Genomic DNA, 26993 nt, shown 5'->3' on the forward strand with positions numbered 1-26993 from the left:
TCCGAGACTCAGGACACTAGTACTCCAGCCGTATTTCTCCATTACTGCTGGTCAACGGCTTGGGTGTGGGGAGTGTAGCGGGGTGGCGAGGGGTGCGGGGCGGTCTTCGCGGACCATCCCGCGAACGTGTGACCACGGCGCATGTAGTGATAGCGAACGGAGCAGTTCACGGGTGTGATCAATGACGTGCCCGTGAGTGCCTGGGGCCATGAACTCGAGAACTTGTTTCTGAAGGCGGGGGCTCGCTTCGGCCGGGTGGAGCCCCGGCGCAGGATGCGGGATTACGTGCGCGGACTGCTGGGACCGGTGGGCCGCAAGAACGGCTGGCAGCTCGCCGAATACGCCGGTCACGCCACTCCGGATGGATTGCAGTATCTCCTGGCGAGGTCCCGCTGGGACGCCGACCGCCTTCGCGATGACCTGCAGACCTATGCCGCTGAGCAACTCGGCGCCCCGGAGGGGGTGTTGATCATTGATGACACGGGCTTCGTCAAGAAGGGCATCACCTCGGCGGGGGTGCAGCGGCAATATTCCGGGACCGCGGGCCGGACCGAGAACTGCCAGATCGGCGTCTTCGCCGCGTATGCCACCAGCCGCGGCCATGCCCTCGTCGACCGCGAGCTTTACCTGCCCACGTCCTGGACGAACGACCGGGAACGATGCCGAGCTGCCCGGATCCCCGACGAGCGCGACTTCACCACCAAGAACGACCTCGCCCGAACCATGGTCCTGCGCGCTCAGGCCTCCACGCTCGACTTCTCCTGGGTCACCGCGGACTCCGCCTACGGCCAGGACTCCCGCTTCCGGCGCTTCCTCGAAGACACCCAGCTCTCCTACGTCGTCGCGGTGCCCAAGTCCCAGCAGGTCCACGGCCCGCGCATCGACCACCTCATCGCCCAGGCCCCGCCCGAAGCCTGGCAGCGGCTGTCCGCCGGCCCCGGCGCGAAGGGCGAACGCCTCTACGACTGGGCAGCCGCCCGTCTGCCCTCGGTCTGGGAGTTCGACGGCGGCGAACCCACCCGTCAGCGGTGGATGCTGGCCCGACGCCGCATCAACAAGCCCGACGAGATCGCCTACTACCTTGCCTGTGCTCCGCTGGAAGCCACCGTCGGCGACTTGGTCCGGGTCGCCGGCTGCCGCTGGAAAGTCGAGGAGTGCTTCCAGAGCGCGAAGAACGAGTGCGGCCTGGACCGCTACGAGGTCCGGCGTTACATCGGCTGGTACCGGCACATCACGCTCGCCATGCTCGCCCACATCTTCCTCGCGGCAATGGCCGTCCAGGAGCGCGAAAAGGGGGTGGTGAGGCCGACACACCCGACCTCGTGGACCTCACCCCGGCAGAAATCCGTCGTCTGCTGGCAGTTGAACCCCACCGCCGTCCTTCACCACGCGTACATGCGGTGAACTGGTCGATATGGCGCCGCCGCCACCAAGCGCGCGCCCGGAACTGCCACTACATGCGCCGTGGTCACACGTTCGCGGGACGGTCCGCGAAGACCGCCCCGCACCCCTCGCCACCCCGCTACACTCCCCACACCCAAGCCGTTGACCAGCAGTAATAGAGAAATACGGCTGGAGTACTAGGGGGCGGGCTCGGAGTTCCTGGGTCAGTTGGTTTTGCCGGTAGTGCTGCGGGCCGCGAGTCGGAAATCCTTGACTGCTTGGTAGAGGGTTCGCTCTCGTTCGGCGGCAAGGGCGGTGTCTTCTGCCTTGTGGGTGGTGTTTCCCGCGTGGGCGTTCTCGGCCATCCGTCGCATGACGTCGCCTGGTATCGCGGCGAGATGGGCCCCGACCTCGCCGCCTGCTCGCTCCCAGTCAGTCGGGTCGCGTCGGACCCGCTTCCCGCTCGGCTGCCTCCGCGACACGTTTGATGGTGGCCAGTCGGCGGTCCCATTCGGTCGCGAGCGTGGCCATCCACCGTGCCGTCGCGTCCAGCGCCGCCGGCCGCACCGTGTACCGGACCTCGCGGCCGACCCGGCTGCCCGAGACCAGTCCGGCGGCGTCCAGGACGGCGAGGTGCTTGACCACGGCCTGGCGGGTGACGGGGAGCCCGTCGGCGAGCATCGTCGCGGTGGCCCCGCGCTGCGCGGCGAGCAGATCGAGCAGCCGGCGGCGCGTCGGGTCGGCCAGCGCGACGAGGACGTTGGTGACGGCCTCGTCGGCGCCGGGACGTTCTTCCATCACGCGGACGTCTGTTCGGCGCGCGTCCTGAGCGCGTCGAGCTCCAGCGGCCAGCCCTCGCTGTGGTCCTGGAGGTTCCGCGTGCGCAGTTCCTCGGACCCGGCCAGAGCCGAGAAACCGCTCTCGACGACGCACAGCCGCGTCAGGTCGCCTTCTCGGGTCAGTGTGAACTCCACGAGGGTGCTGTTGTTCTCGCGCAGCTCCTCTCCGGGGAACGCGCTGGTCCAGCGGTACGCCAAGTACGTCGGCGGCTCGACCTTCTCCACGCGCACCGGGAACTCCCCGTGCTCGGGGTGCTTCGCGATCATCGACTCGCCTTCCCGGGCCACGGTGCCGGGCAGACTCGCCTTGTCGGCTGCCCAGAACCCGGGCTGGGCCACCAGTGACCAGACGCGCTCCAGAGGTGCCGCGATCAGGGTCTCGCGTTCGATCCGGTCCTCGCTCATGAGCTGACTCCGTTCATCGCCGCTATGTGACGTGCAACTCCAGGATTGCACCTCACGGCCTGAGGCGCAACCTGGAGGTTGCGTCGTGACGGGTCTGCGGCGTCCCTCGGCGTCTTGCGTCCAGGTGAGGCCGTGGCCGAGGCGGTGGCCCGTCGGGCCAGGGCGTCGGACGTCCGGACCGTGACGTAGAGGGATGCGACAAGGGTGAGGACGAGGACGGCGCCCGCCGCGAGGACGCTGCCGCTCGAAACGGCGGGAGGGCTGCCGGCCTCCGTGCGGGCGGAGCCGCCGAGGAAGGGGACGACGGCCAGGACGGCGATCCCGAGGACCACCTCGCCCCAGACCACCTTGGGGAAGTGGCGCCAGGGTCAGGTGCAGGAGCGAGGACGTGTCGTCCTTCCGGCGGGCCTTGGTGATGCGGGGCATCAGCCAGAACTGGTTGACGGCGCCCGCAGCCACCATGCCGAGGACCAGCAGGACCTTGACGAGGAGGAAGAGCCCGTAGGTCGTGGTCCACAGCTGGCTGACGGAGCCGACGTGCTTCCAGCTCATCCACAGGCCGGAGGTCACTACGGCGCCGACGCAGACGAGTGCGACGAGGGCGAAGCGGCGCCAGATGTCCGCCCACAGCACGCCCGCACTCCCGCTCAGCCGGGCGCGGGAGGCGGCGAGGGCGGCGAGGAGGGCCAGGCCGCCGACCCAGACCACGCCGCTGATGATGTGCACCTGACCGAACATCAGGTCCAGTACCTTCTCTGCGTCCTTCGGCTTGGTCGCCGGGACCGCCGCGACGAGCGTCACCGCGAGACTCAGGGGCAGTGCGGTCAGCGCCAGGGCGTTGAGATGCCGACGCGCGGCGGGAAGGAAGAGCGCGATCAGGGTGGTGGCGGTGACGACCAGGAAGACGTTCTGCACGAGGTGGATCGTGCCCTGGGCGATCCAGGCACCCTTGGCCGCCGGTGCGACGTTTACCTGTGCATGTCCTGGGGTGATATAGGTGAGTTCCAGCCATTCCCGGCCTGTGTTCGTCGGGCTCGGCCCGTGCCGGAGCCCGGATCATCCGACCTGCGGTCTCCGCGCCCCGGCTGGCGCTACCGTGGTCGCACCACGCGAGAAGCCGCCAGGAGGACCCGATGAGCGAACAGCCGGCCCCCGAACGCCAGCCGCTCGATGCCGCCGCCGCCGATGCGGTCCGCGCGTACGCGGCCAACGAGCGGGCCAAGACCGACCTCCTCGCGAGCGTCCTGGAGGACATCGCGGCCAACGGCTACCCCTCGCCCGACGGCGGCGTCCCGTGGGAGACCGCCCGCGACGGCCACCTCGCCGAGCTCGCCGACCTCGCCGGTGAGCAGGCCCGTGTCGCCTGACCCCGGACCCCGCCGCTCACGGGTGATCACGGTCGAGCCCGCGCTGACGCAGCTCACCAAGCTGACCGCGAGCGAGACGCACCGCCTGGACCGGGCGATCGTCGCGATCTCCGTCAACCCGGATCTCGGCAAGCGGATCCCCGGCACGCTGCTGCGGGACTACGTCGACGACGTCGACGGCGTACGGGTCGTCTTCTACGTCACGGCGTTGAAGACGATCACCGTGGTCGCCTACATAGAGGCGTAAGGGCACTCGGAGCCCTAGAGATCCCCCTGCGACCTCGAGAACTCCTGGGGGGCGGCGACGCTCAATCCGTTTGCTCCGCCCGGCCCGCCCGGCCCGCCGGACCCGCCGGACCCGCCCGACCCGCCCGATCCGTTCGGTGCGTTCTCGGTCCACGGACGGAGCTTCTCCGGGTTGCGGACCGCCCAGATGCGGCTGATGCGGCCGTCGGCGCGGCCGAACGCCGCCACGGTCACGGTGACGCCGGCGTGTTGGGCGACCAGGCCGGGCTGGCCGTTGACCGTCCGCTCCAGGAGCGTCAGCCCGGGGGCCACATCGGCGATGTGGATGAGGTACTGGGCGATGCGCGCGCCGCCCTCGACCGGGCGCAGGACGGTACCGACCAGGCCGCCGCCGTCGGCGGTCATCGTGGCCTCGGGATCGAGCAGGCCGACGAGCGCCCTGATGTCCTTGGCCTCCCACGCCTCCTTGAAGTGCCGCACCAGAGCGGCCTGTCCGGCCGCCGGGGCGGCCGGAGCCTGCTCGGCGCGAACGCGTCGGCGGGCCGAGGACGCCAGCTGCCGGCAGGCCGCGGGCGTCCGGCCGGCGATCTCGGCGATCTCGGTGAAGGGGTACCGGAAGACGTCGTGCAGGATGAACGCCACGCGTTCGGCCGGCGTCATCGCCTCCAGTACGACGAGGAAGGCCATGTCCACCGACTCGTCCAGGGTGACCTGGTCGGCGGGGTCGGCCGGTTCGCTCCTGCCGCCGCCCGCCGACCCGCTGAACCACTCCGTACGGTCGGGCAGCGGCTCGGGTATCCACGGACCGACGTAGCGCTCGCGCCGGACCCGCGCCGAGCCGAGCACGTCCAGGCAGATGCGGCCGGCCACCGTCGTCAGCCACGCGCCGGGCGACTCGATGGCTTCCCGCCCCTGCCGTGACATCGCGTACCAGCGGGCGTACGTCTCCTGGACCGCGTCCTCGGCCTCGGCCAGCGAACCGAGCAGCCGGTAGGAGAGGTTGATCAGCCGGCGCCGCTCGCCGACGACGACGCTCATGTCCGGCCCGGGGAACCGGTCGTGCTCCGGTTCGGACGGGGTGTTCATGGTCGCGAGCTCCACTTGGTCCGTTTTCGTCTGCCGATGCCGCTCTGGTTGCCTCGACGAAACACACCGCACCGGATGCCGGGTTGGTTCGGTGCTTGGCCTCACATTTCGCGGGGCCGCGTCGTCGGACTACCGAGACACTACCGATCCACCGCCGCGAGGCAGAAGAGGGGGCCACCTCATGGCCACGCAGACGACGGCAGAGCAGCGCGGAAGCACCTTCGTGCAGGTCGCGATAGCCCTGCAGACCTTGGCCATCTTCTTCCAGGCGGCCACCGCCGGCCTGCTGCTGTCCTCGTCCTACGGCGAGACACTGCACGGCGTCGGAGCGCGCGTGATGTACGGCGCGTCGATGCTGTACGTGCTCGCCGCGATCCTGGCATGGCGGCCGGGCGGCGCCTCGCCCCGCCCCGTCCTGTACGCCTCGGGCTTCCTCGTACTCGCTTCGGCGCAGGTGGTGCTGGGCATCGCGCACGTGCCCTCGCTCCATGTCCCCCTGGGCGTCCTGATGTTCGGCCTGAGCGTGCTGGCGCTGGGCCAGGTGTTGTCGACCCGCTCCCCGCACCGCGCCGGCATCCGGCGGTAGCGCGCGAAGCGCTGTCGGAGTCGCCCACCAGCCATTTCTCTGGAATTGGCCATGCCCTCACGGCCGGTCACCCGGCAAACTCACCTCACTGGCCCGGAACAAGGCCGGCAGACCCATGCGGAGGCGAGCGGAATGCAGCAGGAGACCACCGACGGCTACGGGCGCGGGACAGAGCGCCGAGCAGTGGCGCGAGGCGGGGCTCCGGCGCGGCCCGCTCCGCGCCCGTCCATGCCCCGGCTCTCCTATGTCCGCTTCGGCGAGCGGCCCGTGCGACGTCTGCCCCAACTCTTCGTCGGACTCGCCCTGTACGGATTCAGCCTCGCGCTCATGGTCCGGGCCTCGCTCGGCCTGAACCCCTGGAGCGTCCTGAACGAGGGCCTGGTGAAGCACACGTCCCTCAGCTTCGGCACGATCACCGCGCTGGTCGGCGCGCTCGTGCTGGTCCTCTGGGTTCCGCTCAAGCAGCGTCCGAAGTTCGGCACCTTCGCGAACATCGTCGTCCTGGGGTTCTCGTCCGACCTCGGACTCTGGCTCATCCCCGAGGAGCTCGGTCTGCCCACCCGGTTCGCTCTGCTCTTCGGCGGGATCCTCCTCAACGCGTTGTCCATCGCCGTCTACGTCGGCGCACGCTTCGGGCCCGGGCCCCGGGACGGCCTGATGACCGGTGCGTCCGCCCTCACCGGCCGGTCCATCCGGCTCATCCGCACGTCGATCGAGATCACCGTGCTCGCCGTGGGCTGGCTGCTCGGCGGGACCGTGGGCGCCGGTACCGTGCTGTACGCACTCGCCGTCGGACCGGTCACCCAGTTCCTCATGCCCCGCTTCGCCTACGCCAGCCCCGCGGACCACCGCGACGCGGCGACGCCGTCCGGGCCGCGCGCGGGAACGACCGCGGGCTGACCACGCTCCCAAGGCCGGTGCGGGCCAATGAGCTTGACCGGTCGCGGAGGCGGAATAGGGCCGGTACCCACGTGGTTGACGGCCGTTGTCGATCAACTAGGAGGATTCGTGCCCATGTACCTTCGTCCCCGTGCGCTGCGCTCCGGCGATCTCGTGGTCGTCACCGCGCCTTCCGGTCCGCTCGACCCGGGTGACGAGCCGCTGCTCGCCCGCGGCGTGACGGTATTGGAGCGCATGGGTTTCCGGGTGCGGGTCAGCCCGATGGTGGACCCGGCCCGGCGCCGCTGGTGGGCGTCGGGCACGCCTGGGGAGCAGGCCGCCGAGCTCAACGGGCTGCTCCGCGACCCGGAGGTGCGGGCCATCGTGGCGCACACCGGCGGTCAAACGACCATGGGTTACCTCGATCTGGTCGATCTGGACGCGATCCGGGCCGACCCGAAGCCGATCCTCGGCTACAGCGACGTCTCGCTGCTGCACATGGCGTTGCACGCCAAGACCGGCCTCATCGGCTTCCACACCGACCTCGCAACCCATGGTTTCGGCAGAGACTGGTACACCTTGGGCGACGAGGCCCGACGGGCCGAGCTCGTCGACCTCTATGCCCGCGTGCTCACCAAGGCCGAGGCGCCGGGAATGCTGCCCGCGCAGGGCACTTGGGAAGCCTGGCGGCCGGGGCGCGCACAGGGACCACTGGTCGGCGGCTTGCTGAACCGCCTGGTCCAACTACAGGCGACGCCCTTCGCCCTGGCCCCGGAACACTTCGACGGCGCCGTCCTGTTCTGGGAGGAGGTGGACCGGCCGGTCACGCGGATCTGGAACGACCTGCACAACTTGCGGCTGTCCGGCGTGCTGGACCGGATCGCGGGCATGGTGATCGGCCTCCCCAGTGACGTCACGCCGTACGAGCGCGGCGGCGACCCGGTCGGGTTGCGCGAGGCGGTTCTCGACGTCCTGGCGCAGCGTGACATTCCCGTCCTGGCCCAGGTCGATTTCGGTCACGCCTCGCCGAACCTGCCACTGCCGATCGGCGTCCGCGCAGAGGTCGACGCGGACAACCGGACGCTGTCCCTGCTCGAACCGGCGGTCTCGGACAGCTGAGCCCCTGTCGGAGCCGGGCCGCTGTCGGAGCCGGGCCCCTTTCGGAGCCGGGCCGCTGTCGGATCCGAGCACGCCCGCTGTGCCTGTTGCCGGAAGTCGTCACGTTCCGGCGCGGGCGGGCTTTCGGCCCTGGATCGCCCAGGCCCGGGCGGTGAGAGCGATGGAACCGTCCGGTCGCGTCGGTACGGTCTCGCGGAGCGTGTCGCGCAGGCGGTCCCGGGCGGGCTGGGGGAGAGCGGACACGTAGCCGGGGGCGGGGCCCTGCCCGGCGAGGAACGGCTCCCAGAGATCCGCGAAGCCGGAGAAGACGGTGGCCACCTCGATCGGCGAGAGCGACACGTCGACGAGGCCGGCGCCCGTCCAGAGCGCCCGGAGCGGATCCGGGCGGCACAGCGGGAAACGGCGGCCCTCGTGCGAGGCGGCGGCCGACGGGTCCACCGCGACCGCGGCGTCCCAGAAGTGGCGCAGGAAGGCCATGCCCTCCGCGTAGTCCCATACGTACGAGGCGACGAGCCCGCCCGGCCGCACGGCGCGGGAGGCTTGGGCCACGGCCGTACCCGGTGCGGGGAAGAAATTGAGTGCCAGCCCGCTGACGGCCACGTCGTACGCCGCCTCGCGCACCGGTAGCGACACACCGTCGGCCACGACGAAGCACGCGGGCGCGGGGACGGCGGCACGCGCGGTCCTCACGAACGCGGCGGACCGGTCGCACCCCACGACCATCCGGGGGCGGCACCGGGCGGCCACGGCCGCGGTCAACGCCGCCGTACCGCAGCCCACGTCCAGCCACCGCAGGCCCTCCCCGCAGCCGAGCCACGCCACGAACTCCTCCGCGACCGGACGGCTCCACCGGCCCATGTACCGCTCGTACGCGTCCCCCGCCGCCCACGTGTCGAACCGCTGCTCCTTCATGCCACCACGATCCCCGATCGGGACCCGCGGGGCTGAAGGGCGCGCGGGCCCCCCGGCCCCGCGGTCCGGCATCGGCCGGAACCGGAACGGGCGGCCGGGCGGCCACGGGCGGGCCGTGGGGCAGGTGGAGCAGTCCGGCTGCACACGGTGGGCGGGCATGGTGGGATCGGCGAGGTGAAAGATCCCTTTGGCTGTGACGAACCGGCTCTTCTGGCGTCCTGCGGGACCACGGACCGGGCGGCGGCGCGCCGCGCCGTCGCTTCCCACGCCGCCGACCCCGGAGATCTGGCGCTGCTGCTGGACATGCTCGGCCTGCGGCCCGAGGACGACCCGCACACGTACGGTGCGAGCCGGGGGCGGCGGCGAACCGATGTGGACGCGTCGGCGTCGGCTCCCCGCCGACCGGGGGCGGTGCCCCGTGACGTCCCGTGAGTACGTGCCGGTCCACTCAGGCCAGGACGGCGGGCTTGAGCACGTCTTTGCACCACTGGCGGAAGCCGGTGGGGGCGGCGTGCCGCCCAGCTGGTGCACGCCGCCGCCGGCGGCGGCACCACTCTCGCGCTCGTCGCCACCTCCGCGGACCGGCGGGACCTCAGCGTCTCCCCGCTGGCGAGGGAAGCGGTCATCGCCGCGATCACCACGGACGCCCCCAGCTAGGCGTCCCCCGGTCCCGCCGACGCCGCGATCGCCCTGCGGGCCCGCCGTCCCCAGGCCGCGGCGCTGACCCCGGGGGAGAACCTGCTGCTCACCGAGCTGCTCGACCGCATCGTCCGAACGGCCTGACGCGGGCAGAGGTCAGGTCACGCGGGGAGGCTCAGCAGGATCAGGGGGCTGCTGGTCGGACGGGGTGAGCCGCCCTCGGGTTCCAGGGTCAGTCCGACGGCGAGTGCCCGGCCGGGATCTCCTTGCATAAGGCGGGTGCCGTCCTGGTGAACGAGGCCTGCGGGGCGCATGGTGCCGTGGTCGTCGAACCACAGCTGGTACGTCTTCCCGACGGGCGCGGGCGGCAGCCCCGAGGCGACGAAGACGGACTTGTTCAGCCGCGCGGACGTCACCACGGAGGCGGTCGCCCCGCCGCTCGTGCGGCCGTGCACGGTCCGTGCGTCGGCCGCGGCCAACACGGCGGACGCCTCCCTGACCTGTGCCTCGGCGTGCTGGACCTGGGTGCGGGCTTCCTGGTGCTGCCAGACGGCGAGGGCGCCGAAGGCGGCGGCCGCGGCGATGCTGGCCGCGACGACGAAGGGGCCCACCCGGCGCGGCAGGAGCGGGAACGGCCCCGCCCGTCGGCGCGTCAGATCCCGCACGTCTCGCAGGTCCGGCCAGCCCAGTCGGTCCGCCCGGTCCGCACCGGTGTGTGGGGCCAACTGGCGGACGCTGTCGATGTCCCGCATGACGGAAAGCTTCAGGTCCGGGGGTGCGGGCACGCTCACCGCGGCCGCGAGCCGGGCGGTCGTCGCGGCGAAGCCGGCGAGCTCACGCGCACAGTCGGCACACCCTTCGAGGTGGGCGGCGAAGGCACGGCGTTCCCCGTCAGTGAGCGCGTCCAGGGCGTACGCGCCGATGAGGGCGTGCGCGTCTTCTTGCTGCCGGTGCTTCTTCACGTGGTCACCCCCATGCAGTCGCGCAGCCGGATCAGTCCGTCGCGCATTCGAGTCTTGATGGTCGCAAGCGGGGCCTGCAGCGATTCAGCGACCTCGCGGTACGTCATGCCCTGGTAGTAGGCCAAGGTCACTGCCTGGCGCTGCAGTTCGGTCAGCGCGCGCATGCACCGGCGTACCTGCTCGCTCTCCAGCCGGGTCTCGACCTGCTCGGCGACCTCGTCGAACGGCCGCTGCTGATCGCGCACGGCCGCGGCCTTGTCACGGTTGGCCGAGGCCTGGGCGGAGCGGACCCGGTCGACGGCCCGCCGGTGCGCGATCGTCGCCACCCACGTCATCACCGAGCCTTGCGAGGGGCGGTAGCGGCCGGCCTGGCGCCACAGCTCGATCATCACCTCCTGCGCCACCTCCTCGGACTGCGCCCTGTCGCGCACGACTTTGACGACGATCCCGAAGACGGTGTTCGCCACCGCGTCATAGAGGATGGAGAAGGCGTTCTTGTCGCCGCGGCCCACCTGTTCCATGACGTCTTCCAGCCGCGGGCCGCCGGATTCGGCGCCGCCGAAGTACGGCTGCTGCCTCATCGGCGCTCCCTCGCGCATCGTCGAGCCGGCAGCGGTGGCCCGGTGCCGAGGTGGCCGTCCTTGTACATCCATGACATGAACAGTCCTTCACTGACGGACGGTAGACCGGCTCCTGCCCGTGTGGGGGCCGGTCGCGGACATCGCTCCGGTGGTCCTGAACATCCTTCGTAGCGGACACGGTCGCGGCTTGGTCCACGTCCCGGGCAACGGCAGGACGCACCAATCCGCCGGACGGAGCACACCGAATGGCCGGTGTGAGCACCTTCCGCACCTCCCTGATCCGTGGCGCACTGGGCGCCGTATCCGGCCTCGTGTCCGCATACACGGCCCTGGCGGTGGCCGAGCTCGTCGCCTCGCTGGTGCGACCGCGGGCCGGACCGGTGACCGTGGTCGGTGGTGCGGCGATCGACCGGACGCCGGCCGCGCTGAAGGACTACGCGATCCGGACCTTCGGCGAGAACGACAAACTCGTGCTCCAGTTCGGCATCCTGTCCGTCCTCGGTCTGTTCGCCGCGGCCCTCGGCATCGCCTCGCTGCGTTACCGCCGTTGCGGAGCCGCGGGAGTCCTCCTCTTCGGCGTCGTCGGGGCGGCCGCAGCGCTCACGCGCCCCGACGCGCAGGGCCCGGTGGACGCCCTGCCCTCCCTGGCCGGTGCCGCCGTGTCCGCCGCGGTCCTCCACTACCTCTCCGGAGAACCGGTGTCCCGCGCCGCGCCGGTTCTCAGTACCCGTGGGCCCGGTTCGGGCCCCTCACGAAGGGGCTTCCTGCTGGCGGCATCCGTCGCGGCCGTGGCCGCCACGGGGGCGGGGGCCGTCGGCCGGGCGCTGACCGGCCGGCGCGGCGAGGGCGCCGCCGCCTCCCGGGCCGCGGTCAGGCTGCCCGCTCCCGCGTCGCCGGCGCCCGTACTGCCCGCCTCGGTGCAGCTCAAGGTGGCGGACATCAGCGCCTTCACCACGGCGAACGAGGACTTCTACCGCGTCGACACCGCTCAGGTGGTACCCAAAGTCGATGCCGGCACGTGGCGGCTGAAGATCCACGGGAAGGGAGTGGCCCGGCCCCGGACCTACACGTACCAGGAGCTCCTCGGCCGCCCCCTCATCGAGCGGGACATCACCTTGACCTGCGTGTCCAACGAGGTCGGCGGCCCCTACGTCGGCCACGCCCGCTGGCTGGGCGTACGCCTGGCCGACCTGCTGGACGAGTGCGGTGTGAAACCGCCTTCGAACGGCGGACCGGCCGACCAACTGGTGGCCCGGTCCGTCGACGGCATGACCCTCGGCTCCCCGGTCGAGGACCTCATGGACGGCCGTGACGCGATGCTGGCCGTCGGGATGAACGGTCAGCCGCTGCCCTTCGACCACGGCTTCCCGGTGCGGATGGTCGTACCGGGGCTGTACGGATACGTCTCCGCCTGCAAGTGGATCGAGGACGTCGAGCTCACCACCTTCGACTCGTACGACGCGTACTGGGTCAAGCGCGCATGGTCCCGCAGGGGACCGATCAAGACGCAGGCCCGCATCGACACCCCGAAACCCTTCGCCCGCCCGGCGGCCGGAACGGTCGCGGTCGCCGGGGTCGCGTGGGCCCAGCACCGCGGCATCGCCCGGGTCGAGGTACGTATCGACGACGGCGCGTGGCAGGACGCCGACCTCGCCACCCAGGCCGGCGCGGACACCTGGCGCCAGTGGTCCTACCCCTGGAAGTCCGCCCCCGGTGGCCACACCCTCACGGTCCGCGCCACCGACGGCACCGGCCAAGTCCAGACCGAAGAGCGCACGCGGACCATCCCCGACGGAGCGAGCGGCTGGCACAGCGTGTTCGTGACCACCGGATAACCCGGGACCTACAGGCCTGGCCACTCCGGGGGCCGGACGAAAGCCCACCCCCACCTCCAACCCACCCCCACCACCGTTCCGAAATCCAGCAACCACCCAGGAGACATCGATCATGACCAGCACTTCGCGCATGCGTCGTACCGCCCTCGCCGTCGCGGCGGCGGCCGTCCTGCCGCTCGCGCTCACCGCCTGCTCAGACTCCGAGAACGACTCCGCGTCGGGTTCCACCGCCGACAAGAGCGCCGCCGCCTCCGCCCCCTCGCGGGCCGGGACCGCGGACGCGTCGACGGCGATGGACGAGCCGTTCGGGCCGGCCTGCTCGGGCGTCCCGAAGGACGGTGCCGGCAGCTTCGACCAAATGGCCAAGGACCCGGTCGCCACGGCCGCCTCCAACAACCCGGCGCTGTCCACCCTGGTCGCCGCCGTCAAGAAGGCGGGCCTCGTCGACACCCTCAACAACGCCGAGGACATCACGGTGTTCGCGCCGACCAACGACGCCTTCGCCAAGATCCCGAAGGCCGACCTGGACAAGGTCCTCGCCGACAAGGCCACTCTCACCAAGATCCTCACCTACCACGTCGTGGGGGAGCGGATCACCCCGAAGCGGCTGGCCAACGGCTCCTTCGACACCCTTGAGAAGGGCAAGGTCACCACCAGGGGATCGGGCGAGACCTACCAGGTCAACGACACGTCCAACGTGGTCTGCGGCAACGTGAGGACCGCCAACGCCAACGTCTACATCGTCGACACCGTCCTGAAGCCGAAGTAACCGTCCCGCCGTGCGCCCGCGGTCGGCGCCGTCCCGGCAGCAGGAGCGGGGTGGTCAGGAGCAGGACGCCGCCGATGCCGATCGCGGTGCGCGCGTCGGTGACGGCGGCCAGGGCGCCCCAGAGGGCGGTCAGCGCGGCGATCGCGCCGGTGCTGGTCACTCTCCAGGCCACGAGGACCCGTCCGGCCCGCTCGGCGGGGACGCGCTGGAGCCGCTCGGTCGCGAACAGCGGGTTGAACACGCCGATGCAGGTGATCAGGATCAGCTCGACGGCGATGACCAGGACCACGCCGGCGGTCCCGGGCATGACGAAGAACAGCCCGACCGGCCACAGGGCCCGCAGCACCCCGGAGGTGATCAGCGTGCGGCGGTGCCCGAAGCGGGCCGCCAGGCGAGGGGCGATCCGGGCGCCGACGGATCCGCCGACGCAGGACAGGCCGAAAGCGAACCCGTACTGCCACGCCGCCCAGCCCAGGTCGCCCAGCAGTAGGACGGCCAACAGCGGTTCGGTGGCCATGATGAGCGCGTTGACGGCCACGGTGTTCCAGAACAGCGGGCGCAGGAGCCGGTCGTCGTGGATGAACTTCCAGCCCTCGACCAGGTCAGAAGGCCGGAGCTGCGCGGCCCGGACCCGCTCGGAACGGGCCTCCTCGTGCCGGATCGCGCCGATCCCGAGCGCGGACAGCAGGAACCCGGCGGCGTTGGCGATCACGGTGACCGCGGGCCCCAGCAGGCTGATCGCCGCCCCGCCCAAGGGCGGGCCGACCGCCGTGGCGGTCCAGGTGGTCGACTCGAAGCGGCCGTTGGCCACCAGCAGGTGGTCCGGGCGCACGAGCTGCTTGAGGTAGGCGCCGCCGGCCGCGGTGAACGCGATGTTCGCCGTCGAACTGATCACGGAGACGACCAGCAGCTGCGCATAGGTCAGGCAGCCGGCGAAGTAGGCGGCGGGGATCGTCAGCAGGGCGCCGGACCGCACCAGGTCCGAGGCGATCATGACCGGCTTCTTTCGCCGGGCGTCGACCCACGGACCGAGCGGGAGCGCGAGGACCGCGCCGACCCCCATGCCGGCAGCAGCCAGGGCCGCGACGGCGGTCGGGCCGACGTGGAGCACCTGGATCGCGATCAGGGGGAAGGCGCCGAACCCCAGGCAGGTGCCGGCGCTGGACGCGGCGAATGCCGACCACAGCCATCGGAACGAGCGTCCGAGATCGTGCCGCGCCATGAAGAACCTTCCGTCACCCGTCACCCGTCACCCGTCACGGTGACCCGTCACCCGTCGTCCACGGCGGATTCGACCAGGTCGACGGGCCGCCGGTCCAACAACCGCACCACCCATGAGCCACAACCACAGGTTGTGCGCACGTAGGGTTCCGGTGTGGACATCAATGCCGTGCGCACCTTCGTCGCCGTCGTGGAGACCGGTCGGTTCCGGGAAGCCGCCGTGGATCTGCGCATCACCCAGCAGGCCGTCTCCAAGCGCGTGGTGGGCCTGGAGCGCGCCCTCGGGGTGGCCCTGTTCGTCCGCACCGCCCGCGGTGCGCGGCTCACGCTGGACGGGCAGGCGTTCCTCCCGCACGCCCGCGAGGTCCTGCGGGCCGTGGAGCGGGCGGCCGCTTCCGTGCGCCCCGGCGAGCGGGTGCTGCGCGTGGACGTCCTCAACCGGCGCATCGCCCCGGCCTCGGCCCTGCAAGGCTTCTACCAGTCCCACCCGGGCACCGACCTCGACGTGGTCACGCTCTCGGACGCGAACGCGACCAGAGCGATCGAAGCCGTACTGGCGGGCGAGGTCGACGCGACCTTCCGTGCCGTACCCGCGGGCGACCTGCCCGAAGGGATCAGCGCCGAGCGCGTCCTGGACGACCCGCTCCAGCTGCTCGTCGGACCGGGCCACCCGCTCGCCTCCGCCAAGTCACTGACCCCGGCGCACCTGACCGGGCACCGGATCTGGATCCCGGGGATCAAGCAGGGCACCGAGTGGGCCGCGTACTACGACGAGCTCACGGCCACCTTCGACCTGCGCATCGACGCGGTCGGCCCCGATTTCGGGAGCGAGGCGCTGATGGACTCGATCGCGGACTCCGCGGCACTGGCCACGCTCGTGGGAACCGGGGACCGGTACGTGTGGCCGGCCGCCCACGGCCTGCGACGCATCCCGATCGAAGGGCCGGCGCTGGTCTACCCGCACTCCTTCCTGTACCGGACGGCCAACCCGCACCCGACCCTCGCGGCGCTGCGCAGGCACCTCGTCCAAGCGCGGCCGACGCCGCGGGCCGAAGCCTGGACGCCGAGTTGGGCCCGCGCACGCTCCTGACGCGGCACCCCCCTTCGCGTCACCCGATCCGGCCGGTCTCGCCTTGGCCGGACGTCTCGGCCCTCGCGGCGACCGCCGACCCGGATGCTCAGCCGGTCATGCCGAGTGCATTGTCCGGACTGCAGAACGGGCAGGGCCCGACACCGTCGGCGAGCAGGCGCCGGGCCTCCTCGCGGGTGATCGCCCTGCCGTCCCCCATGGAGCAGTCGCCCATGTGCACCGACAGCGCCTCCGGGCCGTGCCCCGTCCGGATCGACTCCAGCTTCCAGTCCGGCGGCGCGGGCGCGGGGGCCGCCCGGCGCGGTGCGGTGGCTGCCAGCTCCGCCTCCAAGGTGCGGATCGTGCGCTCGGCCTGTCGCTGCTGCCACGCGAGCCAGTCCCGCACGGCTCGCCAGCTCTCCAACCGGGCTTCCAGACGGACGTCGGGCTCCTTCACGAGGATCGCGCCCCCGGGGCCGGTTCGCGGGCCGAGATCAGCCCGGTCGAGGCCGCCCGGTGCAGCTCGACCTGGCCCGCGGTGCTCCAGCCGCCCCGCTCCCAGTACGGATGCGAGCTGATCAGGCAGGACAGCCGGATCAACTCGCGCCGCAGCTCCGCCGTCCCGAGGGCGGGCTGAAGGGCGAGCCGGCCGTAGATCCGGATCTGCTGTCGCTTGAGGGAGACCAGGTCATCAGGGAAGGGGAAGTGCGCCATCCCCTTATTGAACCAGCTGTTCGAATATTTGTGCGAGTCGCAATGCGGTCGCCGACCAGCTACGGAGCGTGGCCGTGCCCCGGAGCGAGTACGGCGGCGCGCAGGCCGGCGAAGTCGGAGCGGACCGGGTCCAGGGCGAGCAGCGACGAGAGCGTGAGGGTGCGCTGGTCGCGCCTGTACTCGTTCAGGACGGCGGTGGGCAGGACGTAGAAGGTCCACTGGGTGAGGTCGAGGGGATCCAGCGTCTCCTTGTCCTGATGCTTGAGGAGGCAGAACACGTACACGTCCGCGCGGCGCAGACGGTTCGGCTCCACTTCTCCGGTGACCGCGTTCCAGCCTTCGGCCGGGGCGATGGAGAAGGAGATGCCGGACAGTCTGGACTGACCCCATTCCTGAAGGTATGCCGCCGACTTGACCTCGACCTGGCGTCCGCCGGGCAGTCGGATGTCCACCGAGTCCCAGTCCACGCGCGTGCCGTGCGCGACACCGAGCGCGAGGGCGACGATGTACTCGGCCAGCGCTCCGCGCAGGGTGTTGCCGACCAGACCCGAGTACGCCCACGCCCAGAAGCCGAGCAGATTGCCGTGGGCGGCGCCGTCCAAGTGAACGGGCTCGTCCCCTGTGCGACGGCGAGGCGGTACGGCGCCGAGTGCTTGAGTCATGGCCGTATCTTCTCCCGACCTTCTCCCCCTCTTCTCCCGCCTCCATGCGTCGATGCGGTGGGGGTCGATGAGGTGGGGGTGCGCCGGAATCCCGTTGTTGCGGCCTCCGTTGGCCCCTGTGCGGTATATCTCTCGTGGGGTCACCCGATCCCCGCGAAGGGAAGTGGTTGCCGTGGAGCACACGACATGCTGCGTCGTGGGAGGAGGGCCGGCCGGGATGGTGCTGGCACTGCTCCTGGCCCGGGCCGGGGTGGAGGTGACGGTGCTGGAGAAGCACGGCGACTTCCTGCGCGACTTCCGCGGTGACACCGTCCACCCCTCCACCCTGTCGCTGCTGGACGACATCGGTCTCGCCGAACGGTTCGCCCGTCTGCCGCAGCGCCGGGTGACCTCCGTCCAGCTGCCCATCGGGCCGGACCGGTCCCTGGTCACCATCGGGAACCTCGGGGCGCTGCACGGGAAGTACAACTACATCGCGATGGTGCCCCAGTGGGACCTGCTCGACCTCCTCGCGGACGAAGCGGGCAAGGAACCCTCCTTCCACCTGCGCACGAACACCGAGGCGACCTCCTTCCTCACGGAGGGCGGACGGGTCACCGGCGTGCGCTACCGCGCCGCGGACGGCACCACCGGCGAGCTCAGGGCCACCCTGACCGTGGCCTGCGACGGCCGTGGCTCACTGGCCAGAGCCCTGCCCGAACTCGGCCTGGAAAGCTTCCCGTGCCCCATGGACGCCTGGTGGTTCCGCCTGCCGCGCCGCGAGGACGACCCCAGCGGACTGGTGGGCGGGCTCGGCGACCGGTTCTTCACCGCGCTGATCGACCGCGGCGACTACTGGCAGTGCGCCGCGCTCATCCCCAAGGGAACCGACACCGAGCGCCGCGCCGAGGGCTTGGACCGCTTCATGACCCGGTTCACCGCCGCGGCCCCGTGGCTGGCCGACCGGAGCGACACCGTCACCTCCTGGGACGAGGTGAAACTGCTCGACGTACGGCTCGAGCGCCTGCGTCGCTGGCACCGCCCCGGGCTGCTGTGCATCGGCGACGCCGCCCACGCGATGTCACCCGTCTTCGGCATCGGCATCAACCTCGCCGTACAGGACGCGGTCGCCGCGGCCCGCCACCTCGTGGGTCCACTGCGCGAAGGCACCGTCGGACTGCGCGACGTACGCCGTATCCAGCGGCGCCGCCGGCTCACCACCGTGGCCACCCAAGGCCTCCAGCGCCTCGCGCACACGCAAGTCATCGAACCGCTGCTGGCCGGACGCACCGCGTTCGGCGATCCCCGACGGGCCGAGCGGATGACACAGCTCGTCACCAACTCGCCGTGGCTGAACCGGATTCCGGCCTACTTCCTCGCCTACGGGGCCCTGCGCGAGCGTCCCCCGAGGCAATCGCTGCGCTGAACCACTGCCGGTCAGACCGGGCCCGGAGCTCGGGAACCGGGCTGGCACGCTGGACCGATGGGTCGCCTTCCCCGGCCGGAGCCGCCATCGGCGACGTGGTGGCCATGTGCATCCCGTGTCGTCCCCCGCGGCCTGGGCCGCATCGTCCGCCTCTCCGGCAAGCTCGCGGCTCGGGAGGGACCTGCAGACTGGCGCCCCGCGCAGGCCGTTCGTCCCGTAGGTGTCTCAGGCGTCAGGCGTCGGGCGTCAGTTCTCGGGGCTTGGCGCTCGGGGCCTCAGTGGTCAGTCGGTCGGGAGGATTTCCACGCCGAGCGCCGCGAGTTCCTCGAGGACGGGGTCGCGGGGGTCGGCGTCGGTGATCAGTCCGCTGATTCCCTCCCACGGCAGGACGCGGAACCGCGAAGCCGTGCCGATCTTCTCGGAGGAGGCGAGGATGTAGGTGTCCGCCGCGCGAGCGGCCAGGGCGCGTTTCATCGCCGCCTCCTCCGCGTCGCCCGTGGTCAGGCCCGCCTCGGGGTGGACGCCGGCGACGCCGAGCAGGCAGAGGTCGGCGGAGACGTTCTGCGCGGCCTCGACCGCGGCCGCACCGCAGGCGACCGCCGAGTGCTTGAAGACGCGGCCGCCGAGCAGGAAGAGTTCCGCCCGCGGATGGTCCAGCAGGGCCGAGGCGATGGTCGGACTGTGGGTGATCACGGTGCAGTCCAGATCCTGCGGGAGCGCGCGGGCGACGGCGAGGGCGGTGGTGCCGCCGTCCAGGATCAGCGCGCTGCCCGGCCGCACCAGGCCGGCGGCCACCGAGGCGACCTTCCGCTTGCCCTCGGCCGCCACGGAGTGCCGGGCGGTGTAGTCCGCCGCGGCCGGTGAGACGGGGAGCGCCCCGCCGTAGACCCGCTGGCACAATCCCTCGGTGGCCAGATCGCGCAAATCGCGCCGCACGCTGTCCTCGGAGATCCCCAACTCGGCGGCGACGTCCTTGGCGACGACCTTGCCCTCGCGGGTGAGCAGACCCAGCAGGTGGTCGCGCCGTTCAGCAGCCAGCATCCGCGTTCTCTCCTGTTCCTGCATGATTCTGCGTAGTTTCGTGTGTATCGTAGCGCCTCATGACCGACAAGTCCCCGATCACCCGGCCGGGCATCGACGCCCCCGACCACCGTGGCCGGACCGGCCTCGACCGTGCGGGCCGCGACCTGGACCGCAACCCCGACGTCGTGGTGCGCGACGTCGAGCTCACCTCCCAGGGCTGGCACGTGCTGCGCCGCACCACCTTCGACTACCGCCGCCGCGACGGACGCTGGATCACCCAGCGGCACGAGACCTACGACCGGGGCAACGGCGCGGTCGTCCTCCCCTACGACACCGAACGCCGCTGTGTCCTCCTCACCCGCCAATTCCGCTTCCCGGCCTACGTCAACGACCACCCCGACGGCATGCTCGTCGAGGCCGCCGCGGGGCTGCTCGACGCGGACGACCCGCAGGCCGCCGTCCGGCGCGAGAGCGCCGAGGAACTCGGCATCACGCTCGGCCCGCTCACCCACGTCCTCGACGCCTACATGAGCCCCGGCTCCGTGACCGAGCGGCTGCACTTCTTCGCCGCCCCCTACACCCCGGCCGACCGGACCGGGGCCGGCGGCGGACTCGAGGAAGACGGCGAGGACATCGAGGTCCTCGAACTGCCCTTCGCCGAAGCCTTGGCCATGACCCGCGACGGACGCATCACCGACGGCAAGACCATCCTGCTCCTGCAATGGGCGGCCCTGGACGGACCTTTCGCTCCCCTCGCGGCCGTCCACGGCGCCCACTGACTGCGTCGGCGTCGCCGTGCAGCACACGCGCCGATCCCACCGACCGGGCGGACCGCACCGAACGGGTCGAACGTGCCGAACGGGTCGACCGCGAGCCGGGCGCCTCCGCGGACGTGGTGCTCGTCCTGCGGGGGCGGGGGCCGCGGCCGTGCGCGAGCGGAGGCCGGACCGCTCCAGCCCGGGACCTCAGACCATGATGAGCAGGCGCGTCTCGGGCTTGAGCTTTCGGTTCACCGAACGACTCTGCACGTACACCTCCAGCTTGGGATTGCGCCCGGCCTTCACGGAGACGGTCCCCTGGACACCCGTGCCGAACAGGAGGCTGCGAGCCGCCTCGCCCGTGTACGCGCGGTCGGTGTCCTTCTCGACCACGATGATTTCCTTGTCGGGCTGGACCTGGACCCGGGTGCCCAGCTGGTAGTAACAGGCCCCGCGTTCGTACGTCACGCCCGGATGCGAATCGACGAAGGACCGGATCTCGACCTCCGCGTCGACCTTCAGGAGCCGGTACTTGTCGGCCGGGACCGGTTCGAGGTTCGCCCGCACGTCGTCGACCGAGATGTCCTGGCCGACCGCGAAGAGGTTCTTCGTCCCGCGCACGCCCTTCTCGCGGCCACGGAGGAAGCTGGTGGCGGCGGCGCGTACGGTGCCGATCGCCTCCTCGACGCCTTCCTGGGAATCCGCGTCCCAAATGGCGATGTTTCCGGCGGGGAAACCGTAGTTCTGGGCGGTCCGCTTCGCCAGGGAGTTCGGAACGAGGATCGCGGAAGTCCAGTGGCCCGGAAGCGCACCCATCTTCGCCGCGATCTTGTCGAGCCAGGGGCCGAGGATGGCCATGTCGCCGTCGTGCCGCCGGTCGCCGCCGGAGGCGTTCTCCTCGCCGTCCGTCACCACGATCTGGAGGAAGCTGTGCTCGCCGTACTCCTCCCAGATGTGGCCAAGGTCGTCCAGTGACTTCAGCGAGGCTTCGATGAGGGCCGTGGCGCCGTTGTTGACCTTGTACAGACCCCGCATGGACGGCAGGTGCTTCACGTCCATGTCCCACACCAGGTTCTCCACCTTGTGGTCGAAGGAGTAGAGGCTGATCCGGGTCTCATGGCCGAGGCTGTCCGACTCGGACTTCAAGCCCGCCACGAACTCGTCCACGACACGGATGAGTTGGCCCTGGTGCTGACGCATGGAACCCGAACTGTCCACGACCAGTGCGACGTGGTTCACCTTGTGCTGGATCTTGTTGGTGGACACGTTTCTGCTCCTTCTCCGAGCTCCCCGAGTGATGTCTCCACGCTATGGGGAGGCACTGACAACGGAGTTTGACGGAGGATCACGCGCAGGTCCGCCGGTCCGCCGGTCCGCAGGTCCCGGCTGCTGACGCGGGTCACCGTGGTGGGCGTCGGGGCGTCGGCCCTCACGTCTGGTGCCTGTCGGCCAGGAACCGGTGAAATCGAGCCGTTGACGTCGCTTCCGGTACCCGGTGGGGGAGGCCCGGCGGATCAGGGGCAGGCGAGCCCGAGGCCTCGCGGGGCGCGGCCGCGGCCGAAGGGCCGGCCCGCAGTCCCCTTCGAGGGAAGATCCGACTTCCGAAGGAGAACGACCATGCTGATCACCGTCAGTCGCTCGGGGGGCTTCACCGGCGTCGACAAGGTGCGGAAGGTCGACACTTCCGCCCGGCGGGACGCCGAGGAATGGGAAGGCCTCGCCCGTCGCGTCCTGCCGCCCGTGGCGGACGGCTTCCACTACCGGATCACGGTCGACGATCAGGTGATCGACCTCCCTGAGACGGCCCTGACCGGTGACCAACGGCAACTGATCCGTGCGGTCCTCGGGGAAGAAGCCTGATCGGGACCGCTACGGGCACGAAGCCCGGCCCGGACGAAAAATAATGTACTCAGAGTGTTTGGGCCGCCGGAGACGGGTCATACGAGTGGACACGGGAGTCCGCGACGGTGAGCGGCGCGGGGTCCCAGTGGGCCCGAGCCGCGTGGTGGCACCCCCCCGCCATCACGCGGCCGGGGCCCCGGCCAGACGATGTGACCCACCCTCCCCGGGCCATCGGAACACGGGCCCTCGACAGCCGTCTCGGCTGTCGAGGGCCCGTGGCCTTTCGCGGAGACGCGTTTTTCGAGGATGCCGGCGGGCTCACCGCATGCGGCGGCGTTCCTCGGCGCTCCAGGCGCGGGTGTCGCGGGGCTCGACGTAGGGCTCCTCGTTCTCGGGCAGCCCGCCGGCGATCGCGCGCTGGCGGGCCAGCTCCGCATCGAACTCCAGCCCGAGGAGGACGGCGAGGTTGGTGATCCACAGCCACACCAGGAAGACGATGACGCCCGCGACGGTCCCGTACGTCTTGTCGTAGGAGGCGAAGTGCGCCACGTAGAACGCGAAGCCCGCCGAGGCGACGATCCAGATCGCCAGGGCGAGGAGACTGCCCGGCGTCACCCACCGGAATCCGCGGCCCTTGGCGTTCGGCGCGGCCCAGTACAGGAGCGCGATCATGACCGTGACGAGGAGGACCAGGGCCGGCCACTTCGCGATCGACCACACCGTAAGTGCACTGTCACCGATTCCCAGGGCGCTGCCCGCCCGCCGTGCCAGGCCGCCGGTGAAGACCACGATCAGCGCACTCGCACAGCAGAGGACCATCAGTGTCACGGTGAGCCCGAGACGCAGCGGCAAGACCTTCCACACCGGCCGCCCCTCGGGAATGTCGTAGACGACGTTCGCCGCGCGGATGAACGCGGCGATGTAGCCGGAGGCGGACCACAGGGCGATGACCAGGCCGACGACCGCCAGCAGCGACCCGATGCCGCTGTGGCCCTGCAACTGCTCGACCGCATCGCTGATGATGTCCCGGGCCGAGCCCGGAGGCAGGGACCGCAGGTTGTCCAGTACCTTCTCGGTCGTCGACTCCCCGGCCATCCCCAGCAGGGACACGAGGACGAGGAGCGCGGGGAAGAGGGCCAGAACGCCGTAGTAGGTCAGCGCCGCGGCGCGGTCGCTCAGCTCGTCGTTCGTGAATTCCTTGACGGTGCCGCGCAGCACGACCCACCACGACCGTCCCGGCAGCGCGGACGGCCGATCGGGAGCCCGCTCCTCCGCCTCCTCGGCCCCCTGGACCTCCTTTGCTCCCTCGGCCCCCGCGCGGCCCTCGGGCGGCCCCGCGCCCCCGCCACCGGGGCTGCCCGTACGTTCGTGTCCGCCAGTGCGGTTTCTCTTCGAGAGGCGTGTCATACCTTCCGGATTGCCGTTTTGGCGGCACTCATGTCTGTGGAGGACATCAGGGTGACGCCGGTTGCGGCGCCGACGCGGCGCTCGGCCGCACGCGTCGATCACTCCGCGGCCCGTCCAGGTCGAAATCCGGCGGTCTGACCTCCGCGCTCCCTCAGCCGGCGTGAAGGATCCGGAAGCGATGGGGTTCCGCCGGATCCCGGTCGACGACTTGGACCGGCGCCCAGACCCATTGCCACACGCTGATGTCCGGCGTGCGCGAGAACCGGATCTGCCCCCGGGTGCCTTCGACCGCGACGCACGGCCAGGATTCGGCGATGCGCGCCCGGTCCGTCCCGTGCGTGCGCAGCAGATCTGCGAGGACGGTGACCGTGTCGTAGCCCTCGAAGGCGACGAAGGAGGGCGCTTCGGCCAGTCGCCCGCGCAGGGCCGTCTCGACCCGTGCGCCGAGCGGGCCGAGATGCTCGGGCAGGTAGCGCAGGAACGGGATCGCGGGGCTGTCCTCGCCCAGCAGCGTCGCCCATTCGGCGAACTCCGGCTGCCCGGCCGGAGCACCGATCAGGATCTCGGCGAGGCGCTCGTCACGGCGGACTGACGTGACGATCGGCACGGCCGGATCCGGGTGGCCGGTCAGGAGGAGGAGCGCGGTCGCGCCGTGATCGACGAGTTCATCGCACAGCGCGGCGGGGGTGAGCGAGCGCGCGTCGAGTTCGACGACGGTGCCGCCGCGTGGAGCGAGGTGGTCCCGCAGGATGCGGGTCCCGGACGCCCAGTAGACACTCGGCTCGGCCGCTACGGCGATGCGCGCGTGGCCCGCGCCGAAGAGGAAGTCCGCGTAGATCTGCCAGCCGCGGGACTGCGCGGGGGCGAGCCGCGCGACCCATTCGGTCGGCTGCTCGGTGAGCGCGTCGAGAACCGCCGACGAGCAGAGGAACGGCAGGCCGAGGGCGTCGGCCCTGGCGGCGACGGCGCGGGCGACGGCGCTGTGATACTCCCCGGCCAAGGCGGCCACACCCAGGCGGGCCAGTTCGTCCACGGCCGCCGCGGCCTTACGCGGATCGGCCGCGGTGTCCCGGACCACCAGCTCAAGTGGTCTTCCGCCGATCCCGCCGGCGTCATTGACATCGCGAACGGCGAGCTCGAGTCCGGCGAGCAAGTGCCGGCCCGCCTCGACCCAGCCGGGCCGCGTCAGCGGCACGAGGGCGCCGATCCGGATGGCTGTTCCGGCGGTCGGCTCCGTGTCAAATAGCACGGGCGGCACTGGAGGCACTGGTGGCAAGGGCGGCGTGATCACGCCGTCATTGCATCCGCCACCATCACCGAGAAGCAACCGGATATTCGTGCGCTGAGCTGCCACGACGTCCTGGAGCCGGCCGGCGTCAAGGTCCTGGAAGGCGTGGGTACCGTTCATCCGCAGGAGCCGGGCCGGTGTACGGGGGCGGGGCCCGTCGGCGGCGGAATCCGGCCAGGGCGGACGCGCTGCCCTGGCGCCCCCCACCCGGCCCGGTTTCACTGCGGGCTCATGAGACGACACCGGATCATGGGCGCGCTCGGCGCGCTGACCCTCGCGGCGGCCACCCTCGCCGCCGCGGGCCCGGCAGCCGCGGCCGAACCCGGCGGCGCAGCTGCAACGGCCCTCCACACAGCGGCCGTTCCCGCACCGGGCGTGCCCGCGTCAGCCGTCCCCGCACCGGCGGCACCCGGCACGCAGCCGCCGCCCGCCGAGTTCGGAACGGACTGGCACGACCCCCTCACCCCCGCCCCGCCCGTGGCCCGTCCCGGGACCCGGTCCTGCCAAGTGACCCTCGCCGAGGTGCAGTTCCGCGACTTCACCCCGTACCAGGGCCAATACGTACCCCCCACCGCCTGCGGAACGGCCAACTGGGCGAAGGTGGTGCTCCGCCTCGACGGCAAGGTCAAGGGGCGTCAGTTCGACCGCCTCGGGCACCTCTCCGTCGGCGGCGTGGAGATCTTCCACACCTCCACGCCCGAGCCCTCGCCGGACGGCATCGCCTGGTCCGTCGAGAAGGACGTCACCCACTACCGCGACACCTTCAGCCGCCCGCAGGCCGTCGAAATGCTCATCGGCAACGTCGTCAACGACACCTACACCGGCGTCATCGACGTCAAGGTCACCCTGACCTTCTACGCCGCCCAGGGCCGCCCCGACCCGGGCCCCGGCCGCACACCGGACCGCGTCCTCCCGCTCACCACGCCGGCCGTCACCCTCCCGCGCAATACCGAACGGCTCCTCGCCGAGGTCTACGCCACGGGGTCCGGCGGCGGCTGCGAAGAGTTCTGGTACATGACCACTCCGGACCCGGCCCCGTACTCCTGCAAGGCGGCCGACGGCCCGTACCGGGAGGTCCGGATCTCCGTCGACGGCCGGCTCGCCGGCATCGCCGCACCCTTCCCCAACGTCTGGACCGGCGGCTGGTCCAACCCCTTCCTCTGGTACGTCACCCCCGGCCCCCGCGCCTTCGACGTGCAGCCGGTCCGCTACGACCTCACGCCGTACGCCGCCCTCCTCAACGACGGCCGCGCGCACCGCATCGAGGTTTCCGTCGCCGGAGTACCGGCAGGCCAGACGGGCTGGGCGACCCCGGCCAATCTGCTGCTCTGGCAGGACACCGCCCGTGAGGTCGTCACCGGCGGCCTCACCCGCGAGGAGCAGAGCGATCCGGCCAACTCCTCACGCTGGACGCCCGCCTCACCCGGCACCGAACACCGCCTGGACACGGAGGGCGGCCACCGGCTGACCGTCGCCGGATACCTGGACACCTCGCACGGCCGGGTCACCACCACGGTCACCCGCGCCGTCCACAACACCTCCGTCCACCGCTGGACCGAGGGCGAGGACCGTGACGGGCTGACCGCCACCTGGACCGACGAGGAGAGCGTGACGCGCGGGGCGACCACCACCCGGACCCACCGCACCTACGCCATGGACGGCGAGACCACCCTCGGTACCGGCGACCGGCTCCGTACCGTCATCACCCTCGGAGACCGTGCGGACACCGTCGTCCTGCGCGGCGGCCGGGAGGTCGAACGGTCCCGGCTCGACGACGAGTACACGGGCGACGCGAGCTACACGGCGAACGTCCCGCGCGAGCAGCGGCACGCCGTCGCCACCACCTCGGCCCGGTACCGGCTCTACGGGACCGGGGCGCCGGGCGGGTGCTACGACCGTACGGTGGCCACCGTGCAGGGCACCGTCACTCAGGACCGCCGCCGCTGCTGACACGCGCGGTGCGCGGCGGCGCGCGGACGTGCGTGGCGGTGCGCGA

At 71.4% G+C, this 26993-nt stretch carries 30 protein-coding genes and 1 pseudogene; 15 read left to right on the forward strand and 16 right to left on the reverse strand.

Annotated elements, in window-relative coordinates; all coding sequences use genetic code 11:
• Positions 1-186 precede the first annotated feature (186 nt).
• Entirely contained in the window at positions 187-1404 is a 1218-nt protein-coding gene (locus tag J7E97_RS07355; protein WP_308346420.1) for an IS701 family transposase, read from the forward strand.
• A 203-nt stretch (positions 1405-1607) separates the two neighbouring features.
• Here J7E97_RS07355 and J7E97_RS07360 read toward each other — a convergent pair whose 3' ends face one another.
• The 4 genes and pseudogenes from J7E97_RS07360 to J7E97_RS35610 all read right to left on the reverse strand — a co-directional run.
• A complete protein-coding gene (locus tag J7E97_RS07360; RefSeq protein ID WP_251054036.1) occupies positions 1608-1748 on the reverse strand; it encodes a hypothetical protein in 141 nt (46 codons plus the stop codon).
• Between the two features lie 67 nt (positions 1749-1815).
• Positions 1816-2181: a helix-turn-helix transcriptional regulator gene (locus J7E97_RS07365; protein WP_215023618.1), complete on the reverse strand. Its 366-nt coding sequence runs from the start codon at positions 2179-2181 to the stop codon at positions 1816-1818.
• Positions 2181-2627, reverse strand: a complete 447-nt coding sequence (locus J7E97_RS35605; protein ID WP_251054044.1) for an SRPBCC domain-containing protein — start codon at positions 2625-2627, stop codon at positions 2181-2183. The genes J7E97_RS07365 and J7E97_RS35605 overlap by 1 nt, the downstream gene beginning before the upstream one ends.
• 402 nt (positions 2628-3029) lie before the next feature.
• Positions 3030-3365, reverse strand: a pseudogene (locus tag J7E97_RS35610) (CopD family protein); the annotation flags it as partial.
• A gap of 395 nt (positions 3366-3760) precedes the next feature.
• On the opposite strand from J7E97_RS35610, the gene J7E97_RS07375 reads away from it, so the two are divergent.
• On the forward strand, positions 3761-3994 hold the full coding sequence (locus J7E97_RS07375; RefSeq protein WP_215023621.1) for a hypothetical protein: 234 nt from the start codon (positions 3761-3763) through the stop codon (positions 3992-3994).
• Positions 3995-4016: 22 nt separating this feature from the next.
• Positions 4017-4241: a hypothetical protein gene (locus J7E97_RS07380; protein WP_308346421.1), complete on the forward strand. Its 225-nt coding sequence runs from the start codon at positions 4017-4019 to the stop codon at positions 4239-4241.
• Between the two features lie 14 nt (positions 4242-4255).
• Here J7E97_RS07380 and sigJ read toward each other — a convergent pair whose 3' ends face one another.
• Complete coding sequence (sigJ, locus tag J7E97_RS07385; RefSeq protein ID WP_215023624.1) at positions 4256-5326, reverse strand: RNA polymerase sigma factor SigJ; 1071 nt, start codon at positions 5324-5326, stop codon at positions 4256-4258.
• A gap of 181 nt (positions 5327-5507) precedes the next feature.
• Between sigJ and J7E97_RS07390 the strand changes: the two genes are divergently transcribed.
• From J7E97_RS07390 to J7E97_RS07400, 3 genes are all read left to right on the forward strand, one after another.
• Complete coding sequence (locus J7E97_RS07390; RefSeq protein WP_215023626.1) at positions 5508-5912, forward strand: hypothetical protein; 405 nt, start codon at positions 5508-5510, stop codon at positions 5910-5912.
• 132 nt (positions 5913-6044) lie between these two features.
• Positions 6045-6812, forward strand: a complete 768-nt coding sequence (locus J7E97_RS07395) for a YitT family protein (protein ID WP_251054037.1) — start codon at positions 6045-6047, stop codon at positions 6810-6812.
• A 153-nt stretch (positions 6813-6965) separates the two neighbouring features.
• Positions 6966-7910: an LD-carboxypeptidase gene (locus J7E97_RS07400; RefSeq protein WP_308346422.1), complete on the forward strand. Its 945-nt coding sequence runs from the start codon at positions 6966-6968 to the stop codon at positions 7908-7910.
• A 99-nt stretch (positions 7911-8009) separates the two neighbouring features.
• Here the strand turns inward: J7E97_RS07400 and J7E97_RS07405 are convergent, their stop codons facing one another.
• Positions 8010-8822 carry a class I SAM-dependent methyltransferase gene (locus tag J7E97_RS07405; protein WP_215023629.1) on the reverse strand — a complete coding sequence of 271 codons (813 nt, stop codon included), beginning with the start codon at positions 8820-8822 and terminating at the stop codon, positions 8010-8012.
• A gap of 174 nt (positions 8823-8996) precedes the next feature.
• On the opposite strand from J7E97_RS07405, the gene J7E97_RS07410 reads away from it, so the two are divergent.
• Together J7E97_RS07410 and J7E97_RS36575 are read left to right on the forward strand one after the other, a co-directional pair.
• Positions 8997-9254, forward strand: coding sequence for a hypothetical protein (locus J7E97_RS07410; protein WP_215023631.1), 258 nt, complete (start codon positions 8997-8999; stop codon positions 9252-9254).
• A 93-nt stretch (positions 9255-9347) separates the two neighbouring features.
• The gene (locus tag J7E97_RS36575; RefSeq protein WP_285427953.1) at positions 9348-9479 is read left to right on the forward strand and encodes a hypothetical protein; all 132 of its coding nucleotides are present in this window, start codon (positions 9348-9350) and stop codon (positions 9477-9479) included.
• Positions 9480-9622: 143 nt separating this feature from the next.
• On the opposite strand, the gene J7E97_RS07415 is transcribed toward J7E97_RS36575, so the two are convergent.
• A complete protein-coding gene (locus tag J7E97_RS07415; protein WP_215023633.1) occupies positions 9623-10423 on the reverse strand; it encodes an anti-sigma factor domain-containing protein in 801 nt (266 codons plus the stop codon).
• A complete protein-coding gene (sigK, locus tag J7E97_RS07420; protein ID WP_215023635.1) occupies positions 10420-11004 on the reverse strand; it encodes an ECF RNA polymerase sigma factor SigK in 585 nt (194 codons plus the stop codon). The genes J7E97_RS07415 and sigK overlap by 4 nt, the downstream gene beginning before the upstream one ends.
• Positions 11005-11249: 245 nt before the next feature.
• On the opposite strand from sigK, the gene J7E97_RS07425 reads away from it, so the two are divergent.
• Positions 11250-12839, forward strand: coding sequence for a molybdopterin-dependent oxidoreductase (locus tag J7E97_RS07425; RefSeq protein WP_215023637.1), 1590 nt, complete (start codon positions 11250-11252; stop codon positions 12837-12839).
• Positions 12840-12951: 112 nt separating this feature from the next.
• Positions 12952-13608 carry a fasciclin domain-containing protein gene (locus tag J7E97_RS07430; RefSeq protein ID WP_215023639.1) on the forward strand — a complete coding sequence of 219 codons (657 nt, stop codon included), beginning with the start codon at positions 12952-12954 and terminating at the stop codon, positions 13606-13608.
• On the opposite strand, the gene J7E97_RS07435 is transcribed toward J7E97_RS07430, so the two are convergent.
• A complete protein-coding gene (locus tag J7E97_RS07435) occupies positions 13520-14830 on the reverse strand; it encodes an MFS transporter (protein ID WP_215023641.1) in 1311 nt (436 codons plus the stop codon). The genes J7E97_RS07430 and J7E97_RS07435 overlap by 89 nt on opposite strands.
• A 153-nt stretch (positions 14831-14983) precedes the next feature.
• Here J7E97_RS07435 and J7E97_RS07440 point away from each other — a divergent pair, with 153 nt between their 5' ends.
• Complete coding sequence (locus J7E97_RS07440) at positions 14984-15919, forward strand: LysR family transcriptional regulator (RefSeq protein WP_215023643.1); 936 nt, start codon at positions 14984-14986, stop codon at positions 15917-15919.
• An 88-nt stretch (positions 15920-16007) separates the two neighbouring features.
• Here the strand turns inward: J7E97_RS07440 and J7E97_RS36580 are convergent, their stop codons facing one another.
• From J7E97_RS36580 to J7E97_RS07455, 3 genes are read right to left on the reverse strand one after another with little or no spacing between them, the layout of a single operon-like run.
• Entirely contained in the window at positions 16008-16355 is a 348-nt protein-coding gene (locus J7E97_RS36580; protein ID WP_215023645.1) for a DUF6233 domain-containing protein, read from the reverse strand.
• Positions 16352-16612, reverse strand: a complete 261-nt coding sequence (locus tag J7E97_RS07450) for a hypothetical protein (RefSeq protein ID WP_215023647.1) — start codon at positions 16610-16612, stop codon at positions 16352-16354. Before J7E97_RS07450 ends, J7E97_RS36580 begins: the two co-directional genes overlap by 4 nt.
• Before the next feature lie 59 nt (positions 16613-16671).
• On the reverse strand, positions 16672-17274 hold the full coding sequence (locus tag J7E97_RS07455) for a hypothetical protein (RefSeq protein WP_215023649.1): 603 nt from the start codon (positions 17272-17274) through the stop codon (positions 16672-16674).
• 172 nt (positions 17275-17446) lie between these two features.
• Between J7E97_RS07455 and J7E97_RS07460 the strand changes: the two genes are divergently transcribed.
• Positions 17447-18679, forward strand: a complete 1233-nt coding sequence (locus tag J7E97_RS07460; protein WP_215023651.1) for an FAD-dependent oxidoreductase — start codon at positions 17447-17449, stop codon at positions 18677-18679.
• Between the two features lie 282 nt (positions 18680-18961).
• Here J7E97_RS07460 and J7E97_RS07465 read toward each other — a convergent pair whose 3' ends face one another.
• Positions 18962-19720: a DeoR/GlpR family DNA-binding transcription regulator gene (locus tag J7E97_RS07465; RefSeq protein WP_215023653.1), complete on the reverse strand. Its 759-nt coding sequence runs from the start codon at positions 19718-19720 to the stop codon at positions 18962-18964.
• Between the two features lie 59 nt (positions 19721-19779).
• On the opposite strand from J7E97_RS07465, the gene J7E97_RS07470 reads away from it, so the two are divergent.
• Entirely contained in the window at positions 19780-20481 is a 702-nt protein-coding gene (locus J7E97_RS07470) for an NUDIX domain-containing protein (protein ID WP_215023655.1), read from the forward strand.
• Between the two features lie 186 nt (positions 20482-20667).
• Here J7E97_RS07470 and J7E97_RS07475 read toward each other — a convergent pair whose 3' ends face one another.
• Positions 20668-21726, reverse strand: coding sequence for a vWA domain-containing protein (locus J7E97_RS07475; protein WP_215023657.1), 1059 nt, complete (start codon positions 21724-21726; stop codon positions 20668-20670).
• Between the two features lie 351 nt (positions 21727-22077).
• Between J7E97_RS07475 and J7E97_RS07480 the strand changes: the two genes are divergently transcribed.
• On the forward strand, positions 22078-22320 hold the full coding sequence (locus J7E97_RS07480) for a protealysin inhibitor emfourin (RefSeq protein ID WP_215023659.1): 243 nt from the start codon (positions 22078-22080) through the stop codon (positions 22318-22320).
• A 300-nt stretch (positions 22321-22620) separates the two neighbouring features.
• Here the strand turns inward: J7E97_RS07480 and J7E97_RS07485 are convergent, their stop codons facing one another.
• Together J7E97_RS07485 and J7E97_RS07490 are read right to left on the reverse strand one after the other, a co-directional pair.
• Positions 22621-23709 (reverse strand): YihY/virulence factor BrkB family protein, encoded by a 1089-nt coding sequence (locus J7E97_RS07485; protein ID WP_215023661.1) that lies wholly within the window; start codon positions 23707-23709, stop codon positions 22621-22623.
• A gap of 151 nt (positions 23710-23860) precedes the next feature.
• Positions 23861-25000 carry an ABC transporter substrate-binding protein gene (locus J7E97_RS07490; RefSeq protein WP_374224122.1) on the reverse strand — a complete coding sequence of 380 codons (1140 nt, stop codon included), beginning with the start codon at positions 24998-25000 and terminating at the stop codon, positions 23861-23863.
• Between the two features lie 228 nt (positions 25001-25228).
• Between J7E97_RS07490 and J7E97_RS07495 the strand changes: the two genes are divergently transcribed.
• Positions 25229-26947, forward strand: a complete 1719-nt coding sequence (locus J7E97_RS07495; protein WP_251054042.1) for a peptide-N4-asparagine amidase — start codon at positions 25229-25231, stop codon at positions 26945-26947.
• The last annotated feature ends 46 nt before the right edge of the window (positions 26948-26993 follow it).

The organism is Streptomyces sp. ISL-66, assembly GCF_018614135.1.
GTDB lineage: Bacteria > Actinomycetota > Actinomycetes > Streptomycetales > Streptomycetaceae > Streptomyces.